Consider the following 18,322-nt stretch of genomic DNA (forward strand, 5'->3'; position numbering starts at 1 on the left):
TATCGTGTTTAAAAGCGTATCTATGCAACCTGGAACGCATTTTTTGTGTTATTAACAGGTGTGGATAACTTTTAAAAGTCTGGAATTAGCAATTCACTTCTTCACGCACCTAGGTAATATTTTGTCATTTTGTCGTTATAGAGTAACAATAAAAACAAACGAACCATGAAGAAAGCAAGAATTGTGAGTTTATATATTGTATTACTGGTGGCAGCACTGAGTGTGTCATCTTGCGTATACCATTCAAGAGCACCCTATCGCGACAATTATGGATATGGTTACGGATATAATCATCCTCCGCGGACCATCGTTGTAAGGCCAACACCTCCTCCGAGAGTCGTTTACCGCAACAGTCCTCGCCAGTATCGCCACGACAGGTATTCTCGTAAATATTATAACAAACAAAGAAATAGCAGATATGGACACAACGAACGTACTCGTGGTCCACGTTGATTAAAAAATGAGCAAATGAAAAAGCCGGACGATTATTCGTTCGGCTTTTTCATTTGCTCGCTTTAAATCCCCCATCCTATTTAGCTCCGTCGATTCCGGACTTGGAAGTTTTTGCTTCAATCGGCACTTTGAATTTAGCATTTTCTATTTTAAGTACAACGGTATTGGGCCATTGTCTGTTTGTATAAAATCGTTGTCCATTGACAGCACTCACTGCTAATCCTATTGGCGTTGAAGAAACTTTCACAGAGGCATCAAAGTTATTCACATATTCGACAAGTTCGCTTTTATACCCCAGAACACTTACTTTCGTTTTTGCATTTCCTTCGATCATCGGCATCAAAAAATCTCTCCTTTCACCATATTTCCAATCACCCGGTTTATCTTTTGTAACAAAAGCATAAATAAACTTCTCGTCGTTGGATTGTGTAAACCAGATATTTTTATCCCTGATCACCGGAAGAGGCTTCACAGCATAGATCGATTCGCGGTTAGCAAAATTCCATAGCGCAATTTCTCTCAGCAAGCTTTCCTGTTCGATCTGTATTTCTCCGTTAGGTTTTGGTCCGACGTTCAGAAGAAAATTTCCTCCTTTTGCACGGATCTCAATCAGCATATTGATGATTTCTGTTCCGGATTTATGTGGATCATTCGTCGGCTTATACTGCCAGTCCGTTCCCATCGTATAACATGCTTCCCAGGGACGCGGTGACGCTTGATCAGGGATATTTTGCTCCGGGGTATTCATAGCGTCCCGCGTAATAACGAGGTCAGGATTGATACTCCATGCATATTCACGCAATCCGTCACCAGGACCGTCGAAGAACATAATATCTATTTTTCCGTAGTTAGTCAGTAATTCTTTTACCTGCTGCTTGTCATAATCCATTAGCTTTGGATTATTCATCGGAAACTGCTTTTCATTTTGCAGCCTTCCCAGCGGAATATTGTTTTGATGAAAAAACAGAAAATCTTCGGGAGAAAAATAAATCCCGATCGCGATACCCTGCTTGCGGAAAGCTTCAATTATTTCCTTTGTCACATCACGTTTAAAAGAAGTGTTCATCACATTGAAAGGCGTCGATTTAGTATCGAACATACAGAAACCGGAATGATGTTTGGTTGTAAAAACTACATACTTCATCCCTGCCAATCGTGCCAGCGTAGCCCACTCGTCCGGGTCAAATTTCTTTGGGTTGAAAAAAGCAGGAAGTTCTTTGATATACCTGTCAACATATTCATCGGATGCACCTGCCAGCGAGTGGCTGATCACCGCACCCAGGGAAACATCCACATTCCAGTGAATGAACATACCAAAACCGAGATCCTGAAACCACTTGATTCGCTCGGGATTATTTGATACTTGCTGTTGCGCCTCACAAAAAAACGAAAAACTGAAAAGAATAATAGATAGAATAAATCGCCGGATCATAAAGGTTCATAAGTCAAGATGTAAGTAAATGATGCAAAAGACAGTATAATATACCCTTCCATCTAAGTTTTTATTAACAAACGTCTGCAAGAACACGGCGCTCCCTATTTTTGTTTGTAAAATTGCATTTTCTAAATCCTGGCAAACTTATGCTCGCTTTCTCTATCGTTGCTTATTTGTTATTGAACCTCGGCATAGGTCTTTGGGCATCCAGAAAAATAAAAACAACAACAGACTTTGTTCTCGCGGGCAGGAGGCTTCCATTATTTCTTGCTGCCTCTGCCACTTTTGCAACCTGGTTCGGTTCTGAAACGATCATGGGCGCGCCAACAGAATTTATAGAACATGGACTCCTGGGTGTTATTGAAGATCCTTTTGGAGCGGCTCTTTGCCTGTCTTTGGTAGGAGTATTTTTTGCCCGCAGATTTTATAAAATGAACATCATCACTTTTTGTGATTTTTTCCGAATACGGTATGGCCGTCCAGCTGAGTTATTATCAGCGATACTGATCATCCCCTCTTATTTTAGCTGGATCGCCGCGCAATTGCTGGCTATGGGCATTGTCCTGAAAGTTGTCCTCGGCTGGTCGCTCACCGAATGCATATTGCTGAGTTCGTTCGTTGTTATTCTCTATACAATCTGGGGCGGCATGTGGTCTATTTCTATTACGGATTTTATTCAGACCATCATGATCATTCTGGGCCTCCTGATCGTTGCAGTCGTTCTTTATCAGGAAGTCGGTGGTTTTTCTCCTTTAATTGAGGCTGCTCCGAAAGACTTTTTCCGAGCATATCCACAGTTTACTTTCAAGGATTCGATTGAATATTTTGCTGCCTGGATAACAATCGGGCTTGGTTCTATTCCTCAGCAGGATGTGTTTCAACGTGTGATGTCAGCCAAATCAGCAGATGTTTCTGTTAAGGCAACTTTGTTATCGTCCTTTATGTACCTGACAATCGCCCTGCTGCCGTTGTTCATCGGCCTTTGCGGCCATCAGCTTTATCCGGAACTCGGGAAAGATGATCCGCAGATGATTATTCCTAACATGATTCTACTACATACCGGATTGCCATTACAGATATTATTTTTCGGCGCATTGGTATCAGCCATTCTTAGCACGACCAGCAGTGCGATCATGGCACCAGCAGCTGTTTTAGGAGAAAATGTAATTAAATTTTTCAGACCGGAACTGACAGACAAACAACTGCTCAAAATTATACGGATTGGTATCATCTTCATTACTGCCATCTGTATTTTCATGGCTTCCACCAGAGAAAGTATTTTTGAATTGGTAGCAGAATCTTCCGCTTTCAGTCTGGTATGTCTATTTGTTCCGCTCGCCTCAGGTTTATATGCAAAGCGGGCAAATCAATTGGGATGCATTTTATCGATGATCTCAGGTCTTCTGGTATGGCTTCTGGCAGTCTGGATGAAAACCGAATATCCACCCATGATTTATGGATTGCTAGCCAGTGCTTTGGCTATGATCGTTGGGATACTGGCTGATAAAAGTGGAGAAGTGAAATATAATTTTATTTCAAAACCATAAATAATGAGCTTCCGAAAGGAGCTGATGGCAGAAATGTTCCTTCCATTGTCGTGACGGTCTTCAAAACTCCGTTAACAAAATCACCCGGATAACTTACGTCTGAATGCAGCTCCGCAGGATTTATCTTTCCAGACCGCATTTGATATCGCTGCCATTTGCGTACTGCCCAGATTGGTATTGAAAGGAAAAATGGCCAATAGGTATTGTAGGAAATCGCCAGGCCTGCCGCATGTGCATAAGTTTTAAAATCCTTCAAAACAAACCTTCTCGAACTTCCGACAGCCACATCATGCGTGCCTGCAAAGGCTTCATGCGCATGAATATTGATCAAAATTATTCCATTCGGGTTCAGGCGTTTTTTGAAAACCTGTAATGCATTAATAATCTGCTGATCATCAAGGAAATACAAAGCGTCATTACAGCATATCACGTCATACCGATAAGTTTTTCGGAAATCATCTACATTTTTGAGATCGCCAAAACTTACGTCAAGCTTCCTTTCTTTCGAAAATTCGATCGCATACTGTGAATAATCAAAACCGGTTAAATTCTGATAGCCGTTTTGTTTTAAATAAGATAAAAGTCCGCCCGTACCACATGCAGCATCAAGAATAGATATTTCCTTTTTCTTGCCAGATTGTTTTTTGATTTGATAAAGAACCCGTTCGTGCAGGATTTGGTACCACCAGAGCTTTTGCTCTACCTCAAACATACTTTTGTATTCCTCCCGGTTATCAATCATTGCCGCTATTATATTTTATAACATATTGAGGCTGACCACTCTGCGCCATGAAACTTTTGCCGATATATTCTCCCAGAACGCTTAACAAAGTGCATTGAATTCCACCGATGAAAATCATGGCTGCCGTGACAACCTGCCAGCCTTTTGGATCCGGGCCGATCAGCCATTGACAGAATAAAAAGGCGAGAAGCACAAAACCAAGTCCGAATAAACCCACGCCGATTGGCATAAAAACGCGGATAGGCAGGGAAGAATAACAAAAAAGGATATTTAAAAACAAAGAGATTAATTTTCGCCAGGTATAGTTGGATACGCCTTCCTCACGCTTTTTATGCAAAACCTGAACCGTGCCAATATTTTTTGTTATACGAAAAATTAACCCATCGATGTACGGATACGGCCCCTGATACTTGATAATTTCGTCAACAACCTCTTTCCGAATTAATTTAAAACTCGATAAATATAAATCCTTAGGTTTTTTGATCGAATATGTAGTAACCCAGTTCACAAGCCGACTGCCGAGATTCCGGTAAACTGCATGTTCCTTTTTTGAATAGTATGTGTAAACTACATCAAAATCACCTTTTTCAGCAACTTCGACAAGCTTTAAAATTTCCTCCGGCGGGTTCTGAAAATCGTCATCGACCATCACGCAAAACTCTCCCTTTGTCCAGTTCAATCCGCACATGACGGCGTTGAATTCGCCATAATTCCTGCGTAGTGAAATAAACCGGACATTATCAAAATCTTTCGCCAGACGTTTGCAAATGCGTTCGGAGTTATCCCTGCTTCCGTCATTGACCAAAACAATTTCGAAAGATATTTTATCTAAGGCAAGCTGCAATTTTTCTATCAGTGAAGCAATATTCGCTTCGCTGTTGTAAACCGGAATAACAACTGATAATTTCATTGCTGGTATCTATTGACCGTCTCAATAATGTACGACACTTCCTCTTCTGACAATACCGGATTCAATGGCAAACTTATTACCCTTTGATGAATTTCTTCCGTAATTGGCAAGCTATAATGATTTATTGTAGCATAAGCCTTTTGCTTATGAATCGGTAACGGATAATGGACATTAGTTTGTACGCCCATCTTGTCCAGATACCTTATAAAAGCTGCACGATCCGGGTGTCTGACCACAAACAAATGCCAGGCGTCCTGATCAATCCGGTCGTCAGGAGGCAAGGCCAAATCCTGTAATTTAATTTCCGCCAGATAACGTCTCGCAATGTCTCTCCGCCTTGTATTCTCGGTTTCTAAAAAGGGCAATTTCACATTCAGAATAGCTGCCTGAATTTCATCCAATCGGCTGTTAACGCCCTGAAATTCATTTTTATACCTCTCCTTTGAACCATAATTCCGTAAATAAGTAATTCGCTCAGCTAAAACAGGATCGTTTGTCGTAACAGCTCCCGCGTCGCCAAGTGCGCCAAGATTTTTTGTAGGATAAAAACTGAAAGCCGTTGCATCCGCTATACTTCCAACTATTTGTCCGTCATATAAGGCTCCGTGTGCTTGCGCAGCGTCGGTTATTACTTTTAAATTATACTTTTTAGCCAGAACAAAAATTTCATTCATTTCGCAGCTTCGCCCATAAAGATCAACGCATAGAATTGCTCTGGTTTTGGCAGTTATTTTCTCTTCTATTTTTGAAGGATCAATGAGCATTGAATATGGGTCCGGCTCAACAAAAACAGGCACTAAATTTAAGTAACTAACCGGTAACACTGATGCTATATACGTATTTCCCGGTACGATTATTTCACTATTCTCCGGGAATTCATAAGCGCGCAAAATAAGTCCTATGGCATCAAGGCCATTTGCTACACCTATACAATATCTTGCCCTACAGTAATTGGCGAATGCTGTTTCAAATGATTTCAATTCGTTACCTAAGATATACCAACCAGAACGCAAAACGCGCAGTGAAGCCTCCTCAATAGCCTGTAAATAGGGCCTATTGACTTGATTTAAATCCAAAAATGAAATCATACCGTTACTTGTTGCGATTGCAATAGATAAGGCTGATCGATGTAATCAGCTCTGTCATAATACTCATTTGACAATACCAAAAGTATACAGTCTTCTGAAAATGAGTCCATTATATGCCAGTCTTTTGGTTCAAGAATCAGGCAGGTTCTGGGACTGTCCAGTGTGAAGTTTTCTTCACTGAAACCATCGTTATTGTAGATATGGCAACTTCCATGCAGACAGATTAAAGCATTCCAAGATTTATGGTGCCTATGGCCTCCACGGCTCGAATCCGTCGCTCCGTAGATATAAAAAACTCTTTTGATTGTTCCCGGAATAAGTTTTTCAAAAACAGTCAGATTTCCGGCATCAGATTGGAAAGTGTCTAATTGTAATAATTTAGGCATAGGGGCGGGTTAGATTTTTGATGTGAGCTAGTGTGTTCTGAATTGAGATCAGTGTTTAACAAAGTCATAAATGAATTGTATCAATTTCTACATACAAATTTTTGACTCGGTAAATTATTTCTCAGATGTAATTTATAATTAATTAAACAGATTCCAGTGCATCCAATGGTCGAGAAGCATAAATATTTTTAATGGAAACGGTTCCAGCCATAATACTCTGTTGTAACCCATATAATAAATCATGGGATGACCTACACAGACTATCGCTGTAAAAAATAATATAACCCTGATGGACCTTAATGATGCAGTCTGAAAAAGTATATACAACGATATAAGCAAGAACGGAAATCCGTATGACAATGCCCGGTCAATATCATGTACATAGATTCCTGACGCAACTAAAATTACGAAGCCAAAAGTTAATGTCAATACTAAGAAATAATGTTTTTGAAGCGACAACGATAAAATAGCCGCTCCCATCAATATCCACATTCCCTCAAAAGCGGTCCACATACTACTCCCCAGACCATGCCTGTGCGCGTCAGCAAATAATACCGGAGTCCCCAATGTGGAGTAACTGTGGTTCGGAAAATATTTCTTTTGCACATAAAACCTGATCGTAAAATAGACAACCCAGGCCACCCAGACGATTAAATTGTTTCCTAAAAATGCATTTTTAATTATCGCGGGAAAACCGAAGTGCTTTTTATCAAATGCATTCTTTACGATATGAAAAAGCAATAAATATCCTCCTGCGATCACTGCGCGTTCGTCAGTAAAAAAAGCAATCTGCAAGGCAAAAAACGTGATAAGTGCATGCCGGCTAAAAAGTGCGATCAATAGAAAGAAATACGCAAAACCATCGCCATAACCGTAAATATCTGCGAACGTCCAGACACATACAAAAATGTTGGCAATGGCCAATACGAACAGGCTGGTTGTGATTTTATCTTGTGATATACGATAAACCCACTGCCCGATCTTATGAATAAATAAAACGCCGAGAACAGACTGGAGTAACACAATGAGCACAATGTTGTGCCCTGTGATCAGGGACAAAGCCGGCAAAACCCAGCGAAAAATCATATTTTCACGCCGGACATCATAATCCATGTCTTTGGGATGAAAAAGGTCCTGACTTTGGTTTTGCACAAAAACCCAGGCATCGAGCTTCATCCCATGCACACTCAGATGGTCAACCAATAAAGAATAGGGAGGAAAGGCGAGAAACAGAGAAACGAAAACAGAAAAAATAACAAGTTTCCACAACCACTTTTCAGACGAAAGTAAAAACTCAATTCTTTGTTCAAGAGAATGATAAAAATTCTCAAATAGCATGGTGTTAGGGATGTGGAAGTAAATCTGCTATAAAGATAACTTGTAACTTTTGACAATTCCTAACCCCAGCTCTTCACAATTTTACTTCCTTCTTCGCTTTCAACAATACGCAGGTAAGTTTGAATTTCCTGTTGTAAATCTTCGACGTGGCTGATAATTCCGACAATACGGTTTTCCTTCCGCAGTGATTTCAAGGTTTCAAAAACTGTTTGCAACGCATTTTTGTCCAGCGAACCGAAACCTTCATCCAGGAAAAAGAAATTATGTTTTGATTCATTTCTGACGTGAATATGATCAGCCAAAGCGAGTGCGAGCGAAAGCGCGGCCTGAAATTTCTGTCCGCCGGAAAGCGTTTTTAATAAGCGCATGTGGCCGCCATTCAGCAAATCTCTTACCCAGAAACTATTTCCTTCGCCGAGCTCCAGATGTAACTGCTGACGCGTCATCTGATGAAAACGTTCGTTCGCCGCATGAATCAGATTTTGCAGATAAATACTTGAAGCGTAATCCACAAATCCACTTGAACGGAACAGTTTGGCCAGATCGTCCAAATGTTCCTTACGAAGTTGCAGGCGGCTTTTTTCTTTCAGAAGTCCTCCCTTTTTGGCAAGATCCTGAACCATCTTTGCAATCAGGCCATCCAGACGCCCCTCTTCTTTTCTTTTACTATTTAGAACTGCTGTTAATTCTTCCTTTTTAATTGTTACAACAGCATGTTTTTCCGGGTCATATATTTCCGCCGAATGTTCCTTTTGTAACAATTCAAGATCTCTCAGCGCATTACTCAAAGTATTTTTGAAATCATCAATAGCTCTCCGTTCCAGGTCAATTGAGATTGGTCTTTGAAGTATTTCATTTACCCAATCTTCTGATTCAAATCGATATAATGTTAATTGATTTACAAGCTCGGCTTGTGTAAACGATAACTCCTGACGGCTTCGGTCAAGTGTTTCCTGTAAAATACTCTGACTACCGCCGATGGTATCTTTTTCCTTTTCAAGAACATCCAGTTGTTTTTCTGTTTGTTCAAATAAGAGACTTAATTCCTTATACTGTTTTTCAAGAAGCTCAATTTTTTCTAAAATCGAATCCTTTTCCTGATCAGCAAATTCATTCAAATCAACCTTTTCAAGCTGGCTGGATAAAGTATCTATTGTGTTTTCAATTCTCAGAATATCGTTTCGCAAATTCTGGAGCGGCAACTCGATCTTCTCAGATTTTTCTTTCGTCTCCGCCTCAATCTGCTGAGAAATCTGCTTTACCGTAGCCTCTGTATCTTTTATTTCAGCCTGAATTCTAATGACCTGCTCGAAATGTTTGTCGAAAGCTTCGCGGTCGTTTTTATCAAATTTTGCCCAGACAAATGTTTTGTCATGTTTTTCAAGACGTTCCTTATTTTCGATCCAACGCTGTTTGATCGCGCTTTTTTGTGTTTCAAGATTATCGATCTGGTTAAAAATACGTTCAACCGGCGATAGAAACTGTCGGATTAATTGTTCGGACCTGTTTAAAACTAGACGCTGAGCTTCGATTTTTTTAATGTCTTCCAAAACAGAGTTATCCGCATGAAGCACCGCGGGATGATGTTCTGCTCCGCAAAGCGGACAAGGTTGTCCATCTTCCAGGCTGCTGGCATATTGCTGCAATGCCAGTTTTGTATTCGCAGAAACCAGTTGTTTGTTTAATGATTCACTTTCTTTTTCATTTTTTAATAAAAATTCAGAAACAATATTTTGAATCGTCTCCAAATTAAATTCCGGCAGGATATTCAATGAAAAAGTCTCATTTGCTTCTGCTGTCCTGGTTTGTAAAATGCTTTTTTGTTTTACAATTTCAGCCAGTAAATCGTCTGCTTCTTTTTTGATAATTGAGCGACTTTCGGTAAGACTATCGAGATTGGTATACCAGACATTTACCTGACTAAGTTCCTGAACATCAGATTGCAGCGCCTTCTTTTTCTCATTCTCTTCTTCCCTCTGCTGCTTTTGCTTTTTCAGTAGCTCAATTGCATTTTCCTTTTCCAGCAGTTTTGCTTCAACTCTGACAAGTGAACTCTTATTTTTTTCAAGCGCCGTTTTGTTGTCAAGAATTTGAATTACTTTCTCCAGTTCTTCGGCAGCATCCAACAATTCCTGACGTTTCTCATATTCCGGCTGAATTCGGGCTATCACCTCTTTCTGCGTCACCAGAGCAGAATCAAGTTCGTTGGTTCTACGGAAATTTTTCTCAAAAGTCAGTTTGTCTCTCTCGATTCCAATAATTAGTGATTTTTTCCTTTCAAGAAGTGTTTTAAAATGCAAAGAACAAATTTCAAAAACCCGAAGCATTTCTTCTCTCTGTTCCATTTCTGGCTTCCGGGATTCTAACAGAGAAATCTGACTGAGGAGCAGATTTAACTTTTCAGCAATCTCTTTTATTTTCTGATAGTGATTTTCTAGTTCTGTTTGTATAGCAAGTTCATCGGCAACAGACTTTATTTCTGCTCTGATTTCTTCTCTCTTGATTTCCTCAGCAGCAATCATTTCAGGTGTAACCTCTCCCAGGCTCATCAGCTGCCCATCCAGATTGGAAAGTTCCAGGTCATTTTGTTTACTGAGCGTTCCAACTTTCCGGCTCAGATCATACTTTTCGAGCTGAAAAAGTTCTTTCATCATCCGGGTCCGCTCTGCATCTTTCAACTCAATAAATTCCTGAAAACGCCCTTGCGGAATGATGATGGTGCGCCGAAAATTATCATAACTTAATCCGATAATCCGTTCTGCATTTTCTTCATCAGGAAGCGGCACCCAAGCCTCCTCCACCCATTTATATGCTTTTCTTTCAAAAGTTTTTACTTCCTTGAAGTTCTTACTGTTTCTTTTCCCCTTTACTGTAAACCGGTATAGCGCTGCGGTTTTTCCTGCAATACACTCAAAATCAATCAGCAGATCATCAGATCTCAGATTCATCATGTTATAGGTTCGATCGTCACCTGAGCGGTTCAATCTTTCCGTGTCGCCATACAGTGCAAAAGTTATTGCTTCTAAAATTGAAGATTTCCCGCTCCCCACTGCCCCAAAAATCCCAAACAGCGACGCATCGGTTAACGCATCAAATTGAATTTCCTGTTCAGACTGATAAGAGTATAATCCTTTAATTTTGAGATACTTGGGAATCATGATGTAGCTTTCGGCCGTCAGCGGTCGGCTATCGGCTTGTTATGGAGGATTATTTAAATTTATGAATGACTCAGGTCAGAAGTCGATTGCTGACTGCCGAAAGCCGACTGCCCCAATAAGTCTTCCAGATAAACCCGATCATTGCTTAACCTTGGCACCTTGTTCTGACCACCCAGTTTCTTGCGTTTCGACATCCAGTTATAGAAAGTATTGACAGGTGCAAAATGAACCAATGGAGATAAGAGCGCCATATCTTTATATCTTTTGGCATCATAATCCGAATTAACTTCACGCAAAGTTTCATCGAGTATCCGAATAAATTCCTCATGGTTTTGCGGCTCTTTAGTAAATTCAATTACCCATTCATGCCGGCCGCGGGAGCCGTCGCCCATATAAACCGGTCCGGCAGTGTAATTTGAAACCAGCGACTCTGTTTTCTGGGAAGCCACTTTTATGGCATGATCCGCATTTTCGACAATTACCTCTTCTCCAAAAGCATTAATAAAATGTTTGGTCCTTCCGCTCACTTTCAAACGGAACGGATATTTCGAAGTGAATTTAACCGTATCTCCGATCAGGTAACGCCACAAACCCGCATTTGTGGAAATCACAAGCGCATAGTTTTTACCAACTTCAACCTCATCAAGCAACAGAGCTTTTGGATGTGGTTTCCCCACTTCCTCCACAGGAAGAAATTCATAAAAAATCCCATAATCCAGCATCAGCAGCATTTCACCCACCTTTGACAGATCGTCCTGAATGGCAAAAAAACCTTCCGAAGCACTGTATGTTTCCAGATACGTTACCTGCTCCGAAGGAAAATATTTTTGTGTAAATAAATCACGGTAAGGCTCAAATGAAACAGCTCCATGGACAAATACTTCAAAATCCGGCCAGACTTCCAGCATATTACTTTTGCCTGTCAGTTCCAGAATCTGATCCAGTAGAACAATGGTCCAGGTGGGAACACCAAGAATACTGGTCACATTTTCCTGGGAACAAATGGATGCCATTTTTTCCAGCTTGCTTTCCCAATGATCCATAAGTGCCACTTCAAGTGGCGGCGTCCGCATAAATTCTCCCCAGGCCGGAAGATTTTGCATGATCACAGCGGAAACATCGCCAACCTGCGTGTAGTCATCAAATGGATTTGCATGCAAAGTTCCACCAATAGAAAGCCCTTTTCCATCAAAAACCCGGGTTTCCGGACGATTATGAATCAGTAAGGTCATCATATCTTTTCCTCCCTCGTAGTGACATTCTTCCAACGCCTCAGGAGAAACCGGTAAAAATTTACTCCTGGCATTTGTTGTGCCCGAAGATTTTGAAAACCATTCAATCTGGGAAGGCCACAATACGTTCGGTTCACCTTTCAGAACGCGCTCTATATAGGGATACAATTCCTCATAAGAAGATACAGGAACCTGCTCCTGAAATTCTTTAATGGATTTTATCTGACCATAATTATATTTTGTTCCCCATTCTGTATACCGCGCCGTTTCAATAAGTTCGGAAAATATACGCTGCTGGGTTTCAATGGGGTTTTGCATAAACTGTTCAATTCTCTCAAAGCGTCGCTTCAGAAACCAAACAGTCATATTATTAACCAGCTTCATAGTACTCAGGTTATTGATATAAATTCTTCCCGGAATTTGCCAAAAATAGCAAATAAAATGGAGAGGGAATAAGATTGCAACCTTATTCCCTCTCCATTTTATTAAATAATTCTAGGCTTTTGTACTAAACTTCCTGTATAAAAACAGAAGAAGCACTGCACCTAAAATAGCGATAAATAAACTCCCGATGTTAAATCCGTCAACGGATCCAAATCCTGCCAGCGAGGAAATCCAGCCACCCACCACGGCACCTGCTATACCTATCAAAATAGTTACAATAAAACCTCCCGGATCTTTGCCAGGATGCAATGCCTTAGCAATGGCTCCGGCTACTAACCCTACGATAATCCAAGTTAAAATGCCCATAGTGTACTTCGTTTATAGTGTTAGAAAAAGATACCGTTCTAATATTATAAAAAGTATACCGCTTGACGAAACTTCCGGACCATATATCTTAAAAAGAGTTATTTATTACCAGATGAAAACTTAGAAAAATGGGTAACCCACTGTGAATGTGTAATAATACAAATGAAAATTATTTATCAAAAAACATGTTACTTCCTCCTGCTTTATTTTGAATGGTTGAACCAAAATCCTCAACAAATCCTGCTGTACGCAATTGCTCAGCCTTTTGGCGAACAATCGGAGAGCCTGTTATCTTTGAAAGTGCCTCTGCAAGCAACGGATCCTTTATATCGCCATAAGGATATAATCTCAACCCTTCTCTCACGGTAACATCAGGTGTAAAACCTTTGCTGTAATCTGACTGTTTCAGGCTGTTAAAAGATTTAGTCACTATCGGCTGAAGCCCCCATTTCACTTTTTTAGAATCATCGCTTATTGTGATTGACCCCACGTTCTTGCCGACAGTCTGATCTCCGATAACGGTTACTGTCATGAAAGGTTTTAAACCGTTAATCAATAATTCACTGGCAGAAGCAGTTCTGTTGGAAGTAAGAATAATCAGATTTTTCAGCCCTGAACCGATATTCTGGCTTTTTGAACTAAACTTTTCAAGGAAATAATCTTTCCCGTATCTCTTTTCGAGAGCTGGCGTCAGCGTCTTGTTATATTCTTTATAATAAAAAATATCATTGTTTGTAATTCCCTTCCCAATCAAACTCGCCAGATTCGTTGCTGAACTTACATAACCTCCCGGGTTATAACGCAGATCAAGAATTAAAGAATTTACGTTTTTGGATTTAAAATCAGCAAAAACATTATCAACCTTTTGATCGTATTCCTTTTTCTCGCTGCCACTTTTACTGGCGATGAATTGGTGATAAACCAAGTAACCAACCGTATTACTTCCGAACTGAAATGTGGTATCAAAAAATACCGGATCTTCCTGAAAGCTTACAGGAGTAACATTTTTAGTTTCTGATGTTTCAACAATGGCATCTTGTGCATTCAGCGCTCCCAACGTATATTTTTTGGCTGCATCTGAATAAACCAGATCATAATAATTTGAAACAGTTAACTGTTTATCATCAATTCTGGTAATAATATCGCCTCTCTTGAAACCAGCAATCGCTGCCGGAGAGCCGGGCAACGCATAGGTAACCAAACCCATAATGTTGGTACCACCAGTCGGATAATAAAACAACCGTAGTTCCAAACCCGTAGTTTTTGTAGAACCGCTCAACCCCGCTTTCAAAGCATCGGCATCACTTTCAATCCAGGAAAAACGATCGCCATCAGGGCGGGCCGATGCATCAAATTTGTATAACAATGAGTTAAAAAGTGCTTCGGGTGCCAGTGTCAAGTCAGGATTTGCCGGCATTTTATCATTCCAGTAATACCAGGTTTTCATCTGTTCAACAATCCACTTACTGGTTTCGACATCTGTCGCCGGGTCAACGTTTTTTTCGCGGCAAGCACTTAACAAACCTACCAAAACCAGCACAATCGGTAACACCTTTCTCATAAAGTCGACTTAGTTTGTTGTCAAAAATACCTCTTCAATGATATCACAGGCAGCATTCATCTGATCTTCTGTGATAACCAACGGAGGCGCAAAGCGGATTTTATTTCCATGGGTTGGCTTGCATAACAATCCTTTATCCATCATTTGATAACAAAGGTTCATTGCCGTGGCGCTGTCCTCGGTATCATTAATGACAATGGCATTCAAAAGCCCTTTGCCTCTTACTAACGATATAAGATTACATTTCTGTTGCAGATCGGAAATTCTTTTACGGAAAAGTTTCCCCATAACTTCCGCATTGTCAGCCAGTTTTTCATCATCGACCACCTGTAAAGCCGCCATGGTAACCGCACAGGCCAGCGGGTTTCCGCCATACGTGGAGCCATGTTCGCCAGGAGCAATCGTCAGCATAATTTCATCGTCAGCAAAAGCAGCCGAAACCGGCATCGTTCCACCGGATAATGCTTTTCCAAGCACCAGAATATCCGGTTTTACATTTTCCCAGTCACAGGCAAGCCTCTTCCCCGTACGCCCGATCCCGGTCTGAACTTCATCAGCGATAAATAAAACATTATATTTTGTGCACAAATCCCGCACACCTTTCAAATAACCTTCTTTCGGCACAACAACGCCAGCTTCCCCCTGAATCGGTTCTACCATAAATCCTGCAATGTTCGGATCGCTTTTGAGAATATTCTCCAAAGCTTCCAGATCATCGTAAGGGATTATTTCAAAGCCTGGCAAAAAAGGACCGTAATCATCGGTACTTGAAGGATCCGTTGATGAAGAAATCGCAGCCAAAGTCCGGCCCCAAAAATTTCCTGAGGCATATACAGTTTTCGCTTTGTTGGGCGCTATTCCTTTTACTTTGTAGGCCCATTTACGTGTCAGTTTTAAAGCTGTTTCTCCGCCTTCGACGCCGGAATTCATCATTAACACTTTATCATAACCGAAATATTCACAAAGAAACTTTTCACATTCCCCCAGTTTGTCGCTGTAAAAAGCGCGGGAAGTCAGCGTAAGTTTTTGTGCCTGTTCAATCATTGCGTTAATTATTTTTGGATGACAATGACCCTGGCTCACAGCACTATAAGCGGATAAAAAGTCCAGATATTGTTTACCTTCAACATCCCATACATACACACCTGAACCTTTCGCAAGCACAACGGGCATCGGTTTATAATTATGCGCTCCGTATTTCCCCTCCAGTTCCATCGCATGTTGCGTTGCTTCAAGCATCGTCATTTCAGTATAGTTTGCCATTGTATTTACGTTTAAGCAGATTCTTTCGATTTATATAGAGTAAAATTACGGAAATTGTACGTGTAGATATGATTAGCTGAAAAGTTTAATTTTATATATTTATGAAATTCTCTCCGTCCCTCAAATCGAGAAATACATCAGCCAACTTCATGAATATCAGAACCGCCACAGAAAAAGATATCCCACAGTTACAAAAACTAGGTTTAAATGCTTTTGGTCAGTTTCAAACAGTTTTATCGGAAGACAATTGGAAAAAGTTAAATGCGAATCTGATAAATGAAAAAATGTATCAGGAGCTGCTATCCAAATCCGTTTGTTTTGTATACGAAGAAAATAACGAGATTATCGGTATGGCTTTTTTCATTTCGAAAGGCAATCCCACGGACATTTTTCATGAAGACTGGTCATATTTGCGAATGGTTGGCGTTAATACGAAACATTCCGGAAAAGGTATCGGCAAAATACTTACGCAGCTTTGCGTTGACCATGCAAGACAAACCGGTGAAAAATTCATCGCACTGCACACCTCCGAATTCATGAACGCCGCAAGACATATTTACGAGTCAATGGGTTTCATACAAATAAAGGAACTGGAAATGAGGCTGGGAAAAATGTATTGGCTTTATGTGAAGGAGTTGTAACTTTTAAGAATTAATCTGGTGAAAAGACAAAGTAATCTAATACTCCAACTTATTCTGATCAGTCTTTCTTTGCTGCATTTTAGTTGCAGTAAAAAGACAATTTCAGCCGATAATAATAAGTCGAATTTTAGGGTCATCGGTTATTTGCCGGGCCCGGAAAATTTGCTTGCGTCTGCAATGACAATCGATTATAGTAAAATCACTCATCTTTATATCGCTTTCATCAACCCCGATTCGCTGGGAAATTTAAAAGGACCCAAAAATCTGAAAGAAGTTGCTTCGATTGCTCATGCCAAAAATGTTAAAATCATGGCTTCCATCGGCGGAGGTGGAGCACCGGCTTATTATCCTGCTTTTTTAAGTGGAGAAAAAAAGATCAAGTTGATTGCCGACCTTGTCAATCTTGCCATTGAAAGTAATCTGGATGGAATTGATGTAGACCTTGAAGGTGCTCTGATTGATGGAAATTATGAGAATTTTGTGATCGATCTGGCAACACAACTACGGGCAAAAAACAAAATGATCACGGCAGCTATCGCGACGGTTTATAAAGATCAGTTTACGGATAAGGCGCTTGCCCAGTTTGACTTTGTAAATATTATGTCTTATGACAAAACCGGGCCGTGGAACCTTTCAAGACCCGGTCCGCATGCGCCTTATGAAATGGCAGTTGAAGATCTGGAATACTGGACGAAGACACGTGGTATTCCCAAAGAAAAACTAAGCCTCGGTGTTCCGTTTTATGGATATGGCTTTGGCGGAAGTGCGCCTGAAAGTATTTCCTGGAAAAACCTGATTCTCCAATATCCTGATAAAATCAACGTTGATGAATTTAGTTTAAACGGCGGGAATTTGTATTATAACGGCATACCGACCATCAGAAAAAAAACATCGCTGGCACTGGAAAAATCAGGTGGCATTATGATCTGGCAGCTATTGCAGGATACTGCCGGTGAACGGTCATTATTAGGAAATATTCATGCTGTAATCCATGCAAAATGATTAAATTTTCAATCCTGCTCCTACTGTTCCTCTTCACTGCGAACTTTTCATTCTCTCAAAAAGTAAAATTCCAGATACTCGCACCTAAGGAATTAAAAGGCCGCAAAGCCGTACTTTTAACAAGAGAGAAAGGATTTGCCGCCATTGTGCATTCTATAAAATTACATTCAGATATTTTTAATCTTGATATCGACAATGATCTGGTTCCGGACTTATACCAGCTTCACATTTCACAGATAAAGGGATCGCTGTTTTTCTTTCTGGAACAAGGAGTACGCATTCAGCTCGATACGAACGACGTATCAAGATCTGTGGTATCGAATTCAAAAAGCACAATGGAATGGCAAAGGTTTGTAATCGATATTCAAAAACCTTCTGATGATCGTATCAAAAGTTACGCGCAGGGGGAAAAACTGGCCCGAAAAGACAAGAATGCGGATAGCCTGAATTATTGGGTTGATAAACAGGCATTGGAAAAAGAAGACCTGATTCAAAAAACCGGTGCGTTTATAACGGAAAATCCGGCTTCCTACGTCAGCCTCTATCTATTGAAAATAAACTGGTATGCTTTTCAGGATAAAGGTCTGTTTGAAAAACTGGATAACACAGTTGCTGGTCACAAAACGTATATTTATTTAAAAGAGAAAAACAAAAAAATTGCGGAGAGGCAACCGGCGAAAGTTTTGAATAAAGTGCAATAATTGAATTTTTAATAACTAAAAAAGTGCACACCAACTTTTATATTGTCCTATAAATCAAAATATTAAGATTATTTTTAAGATTATACATCAATATCAAGGTTTTGGATTTTAGACA

16 protein-coding genes are annotated in these 18,322 nt (G+C 40.3%); 5 read left to right on the forward strand and 11 right to left on the reverse strand.

Going from position 1 to position 18,322, the window contains the following annotated elements; genetic code table 11:
- The first annotated feature begins 165 nt into the window (after nt 1-165).
- Nucleotides 166-453 (forward strand): hypothetical protein, encoded by a 288-nt coding sequence (locus AC1XUO_RS17130; protein WP_483330992.1) that lies wholly within the window; start codon nt 166-168, stop codon nt 451-453.
- A 76-nt stretch (nt 454-529) separates the two neighbouring features.
- Here the strand turns inward: AC1XUO_RS17130 and AC1XUO_RS17135 are convergent, their stop codons facing one another.
- Complete coding sequence (locus AC1XUO_RS17135; protein WP_483330993.1) at nt 530-1,885, reverse strand: alpha-L-fucosidase; 1,356 nt, start codon at nt 1,883-1,885, stop codon at nt 530-532.
- Between the two features lie 149 nt (nt 1,886-2,034).
- Between AC1XUO_RS17135 and AC1XUO_RS17140 the strand changes: the two genes are divergently transcribed.
- Nucleotides 2,035-3,435 (forward strand): high affinity choline transporter 1, encoded by a 1,401-nt coding sequence (locus AC1XUO_RS17140; RefSeq protein WP_483330994.1) that lies wholly within the window; start codon nt 2,035-2,037, stop codon nt 3,433-3,435.
- On the opposite strand, the gene AC1XUO_RS17145 is transcribed toward AC1XUO_RS17140, so the two are convergent.
- The 10 genes from AC1XUO_RS17145 to rocD form a co-directional block, all read right to left on the reverse strand.
- Nucleotides 3,419-4,177, reverse strand: a complete 759-nt coding sequence (locus AC1XUO_RS17145) for a class I SAM-dependent methyltransferase (RefSeq protein WP_483330995.1) — start codon at nt 4,175-4,177, stop codon at nt 3,419-3,421. The two genes, AC1XUO_RS17140 and AC1XUO_RS17145, sit on opposite strands and share 17 nt — an antisense overlap.
- The gene (locus AC1XUO_RS17150) at nt 4,170-5,087 is read right to left on the reverse strand and encodes a glycosyltransferase family 2 protein (RefSeq protein ID WP_483330996.1); all 918 of its coding nucleotides are present in this window, start codon (nt 5,085-5,087) and stop codon (nt 4,170-4,172) included. Before AC1XUO_RS17150 ends, AC1XUO_RS17145 begins: the two co-directional genes overlap by 8 nt.
- Entirely contained in the window at nt 5,084-6,175 is a 1,092-nt protein-coding gene (locus tag AC1XUO_RS17155) for a DegT/DnrJ/EryC1/StrS family aminotransferase (protein ID WP_483330997.1), read from the reverse strand. The genes AC1XUO_RS17150 and AC1XUO_RS17155 overlap by 4 nt, the downstream gene beginning before the upstream one ends.
- On the reverse strand, nt 6,172-6,561 hold the full coding sequence (locus AC1XUO_RS17160; protein ID WP_483330998.1) for a sugar 3,4-ketoisomerase: 390 nt from the start codon (nt 6,559-6,561) through the stop codon (nt 6,172-6,174). Before AC1XUO_RS17160 ends, AC1XUO_RS17155 begins: the two co-directional genes overlap by 4 nt.
- Nucleotides 6,562-6,699: 138 nt before the next feature.
- Nucleotides 6,700-7,899: a hypothetical protein gene (locus AC1XUO_RS17165; RefSeq protein ID WP_483330999.1), complete on the reverse strand. Its 1,200-nt coding sequence runs from the start codon at nt 7,897-7,899 to the stop codon at nt 6,700-6,702.
- Nucleotides 7,900-7,958: 59 nt separating this feature from the next.
- Complete coding sequence (locus AC1XUO_RS17170; protein ID WP_483331000.1) at nt 7,959-11,057, reverse strand: SbcC/MukB-like Walker B domain-containing protein; 3,099 nt, start codon at nt 11,055-11,057, stop codon at nt 7,959-7,961.
- A 59-nt stretch (nt 11,058-11,116) separates the two neighbouring features.
- Complete coding sequence (locus AC1XUO_RS17175; protein WP_483331001.1) at nt 11,117-12,673, reverse strand: GH3 auxin-responsive promoter family protein; 1,557 nt, start codon at nt 12,671-12,673, stop codon at nt 11,117-11,119.
- A gap of 111 nt (nt 12,674-12,784) precedes the next feature.
- Nucleotides 12,785-13,039 carry a GlsB/YeaQ/YmgE family stress response membrane protein gene (locus AC1XUO_RS17180; RefSeq protein ID WP_483331003.1) on the reverse strand — a complete coding sequence of 85 codons (255 nt, stop codon included), beginning with the start codon at nt 13,037-13,039 and terminating at the stop codon, nt 12,785-12,787.
- A gap of 169 nt (nt 13,040-13,208) precedes the next feature.
- Entirely contained in the window at nt 13,209-14,600 is a 1,392-nt protein-coding gene (locus AC1XUO_RS17185; protein ID WP_483331004.1) for a S41 family peptidase, read from the reverse strand.
- Nucleotides 14,601-14,609: 9 nt separating this feature from the next.
- Nucleotides 14,610-15,863 carry an ornithine--oxo-acid transaminase gene (gene rocD, locus AC1XUO_RS17190; RefSeq protein WP_483331005.1) on the reverse strand — a complete coding sequence of 418 codons (1,254 nt, stop codon included), beginning with the start codon at nt 15,861-15,863 and terminating at the stop codon, nt 14,610-14,612.
- Between the two features lie 149 nt (nt 15,864-16,012).
- Here rocD and AC1XUO_RS17195 point away from each other — a divergent pair, with 149 nt between their 5' ends.
- From AC1XUO_RS17195 to AC1XUO_RS17205, 3 genes are read left to right on the forward strand one after another with little or no spacing between them, the layout of a single operon-like run.
- Complete coding sequence (locus AC1XUO_RS17195; RefSeq protein ID WP_483331006.1) at nt 16,013-16,504, forward strand: GNAT family N-acetyltransferase; 492 nt, start codon at nt 16,013-16,015, stop codon at nt 16,502-16,504.
- An 18-nt stretch (nt 16,505-16,522) separates the two neighbouring features.
- Nucleotides 16,523-17,506, forward strand: coding sequence for a glycosyl hydrolase family 18 protein (locus AC1XUO_RS17200; protein WP_483331007.1), 984 nt, complete (start codon nt 16,523-16,525; stop codon nt 17,504-17,506).
- Entirely contained in the window at nt 17,503-18,207 is a 705-nt protein-coding gene (locus AC1XUO_RS17205; RefSeq protein ID WP_483331008.1) for a hypothetical protein, read from the forward strand. The genes AC1XUO_RS17200 and AC1XUO_RS17205 overlap by 4 nt, the downstream gene beginning before the upstream one ends.
- The last annotated feature ends 115 nt before the right edge of the window (nt 18,208-18,322 follow it).

It is taken from the genome of Dyadobacter sp. HNCC25DJ186, assembly GCF_056895235.1.

Excerpts from the sequence above, each read along its gene's own strand:
- AC1XUO_RS17165 (WP_483330999.1), bottom strand. The coding sequence starts at position 7,899 with ATGCTATTTGAGAATTTTTATCATTCTCTTGAACAAAGAATTGAGTTT.
- AC1XUO_RS17185 (WP_483331004.1), bottom strand. The coding sequence starts at position 14,600 with ATGAGAAAGGTGTTACCGATTGTGCTGGTTTTGGTAGGTTTGTTAAGT.
- AC1XUO_RS17135 (WP_483330993.1), bottom strand. The coding sequence starts at position 1,885 with ATGATCCGGCGATTTATTCTATCTATTATTCTTTTCAGTTTTTCGTTT.
- AC1XUO_RS17130 (WP_483330992.1), top strand. The coding sequence starts at position 166 with ATGAAGAAAGCAAGAATTGTGAGTTTATATATTGTATTACTGGTGGCA.
- AC1XUO_RS17175 (WP_483331001.1), bottom strand. The coding sequence starts at position 12,673 with ATGAAGCTGGTTAATAATATGACTGTTTGGTTTCTGAAGCGACGCTTT.
- AC1XUO_RS17160 (WP_483330998.1), bottom strand. The coding sequence starts at position 6,561 with ATGCCTAAATTATTACAATTAGACACTTTCCAATCTGATGCCGGAAAT.
- AC1XUO_RS17145 (WP_483330995.1), bottom strand. The coding sequence starts at position 4,177 with ATGATTGATAACCGGGAGGAATACAAAAGTATGTTTGAGGTAGAGCAA.
- AC1XUO_RS17180 (WP_483331003.1), bottom strand. The coding sequence starts at position 13,039 with ATGGGCATTTTAACTTGGATTATCGTAGGGTTAGTAGCCGGAGCCATT.
- AC1XUO_RS17150 (WP_483330996.1), bottom strand. The coding sequence starts at position 5,087 with ATGAAATTATCAGTTGTTATTCCGGTTTACAACAGCGAAGCGAATATT.
- AC1XUO_RS17170 (WP_483331000.1), bottom strand. The coding sequence starts at position 11,057 with ATGATTCCCAAGTATCTCAAAATTAAAGGATTATACTCTTATCAGTCT.
- rocD (WP_483331005.1), bottom strand. The coding sequence starts at position 15,863 with ATGGCAAACTATACTGAAATGACGATGCTTGAAGCAACGCAACATGCG.
- AC1XUO_RS17205 (WP_483331008.1), top strand. The coding sequence starts at position 17,503 with ATGATTAAATTTTCAATCCTGCTCCTACTGTTCCTCTTCACTGCGAAC.
- AC1XUO_RS17155 (WP_483330997.1), bottom strand. The coding sequence starts at position 6,175 with ATGATTTCATTTTTGGATTTAAATCAAGTCAATAGGCCCTATTTACAG.
- AC1XUO_RS17195 (WP_483331006.1), top strand. The coding sequence starts at position 16,013 with ATGAATATCAGAACCGCCACAGAAAAAGATATCCCACAGTTACAAAAA.
- AC1XUO_RS17140 (WP_483330994.1), top strand. The coding sequence starts at position 2,035 with ATGCTCGCTTTCTCTATCGTTGCTTATTTGTTATTGAACCTCGGCATA.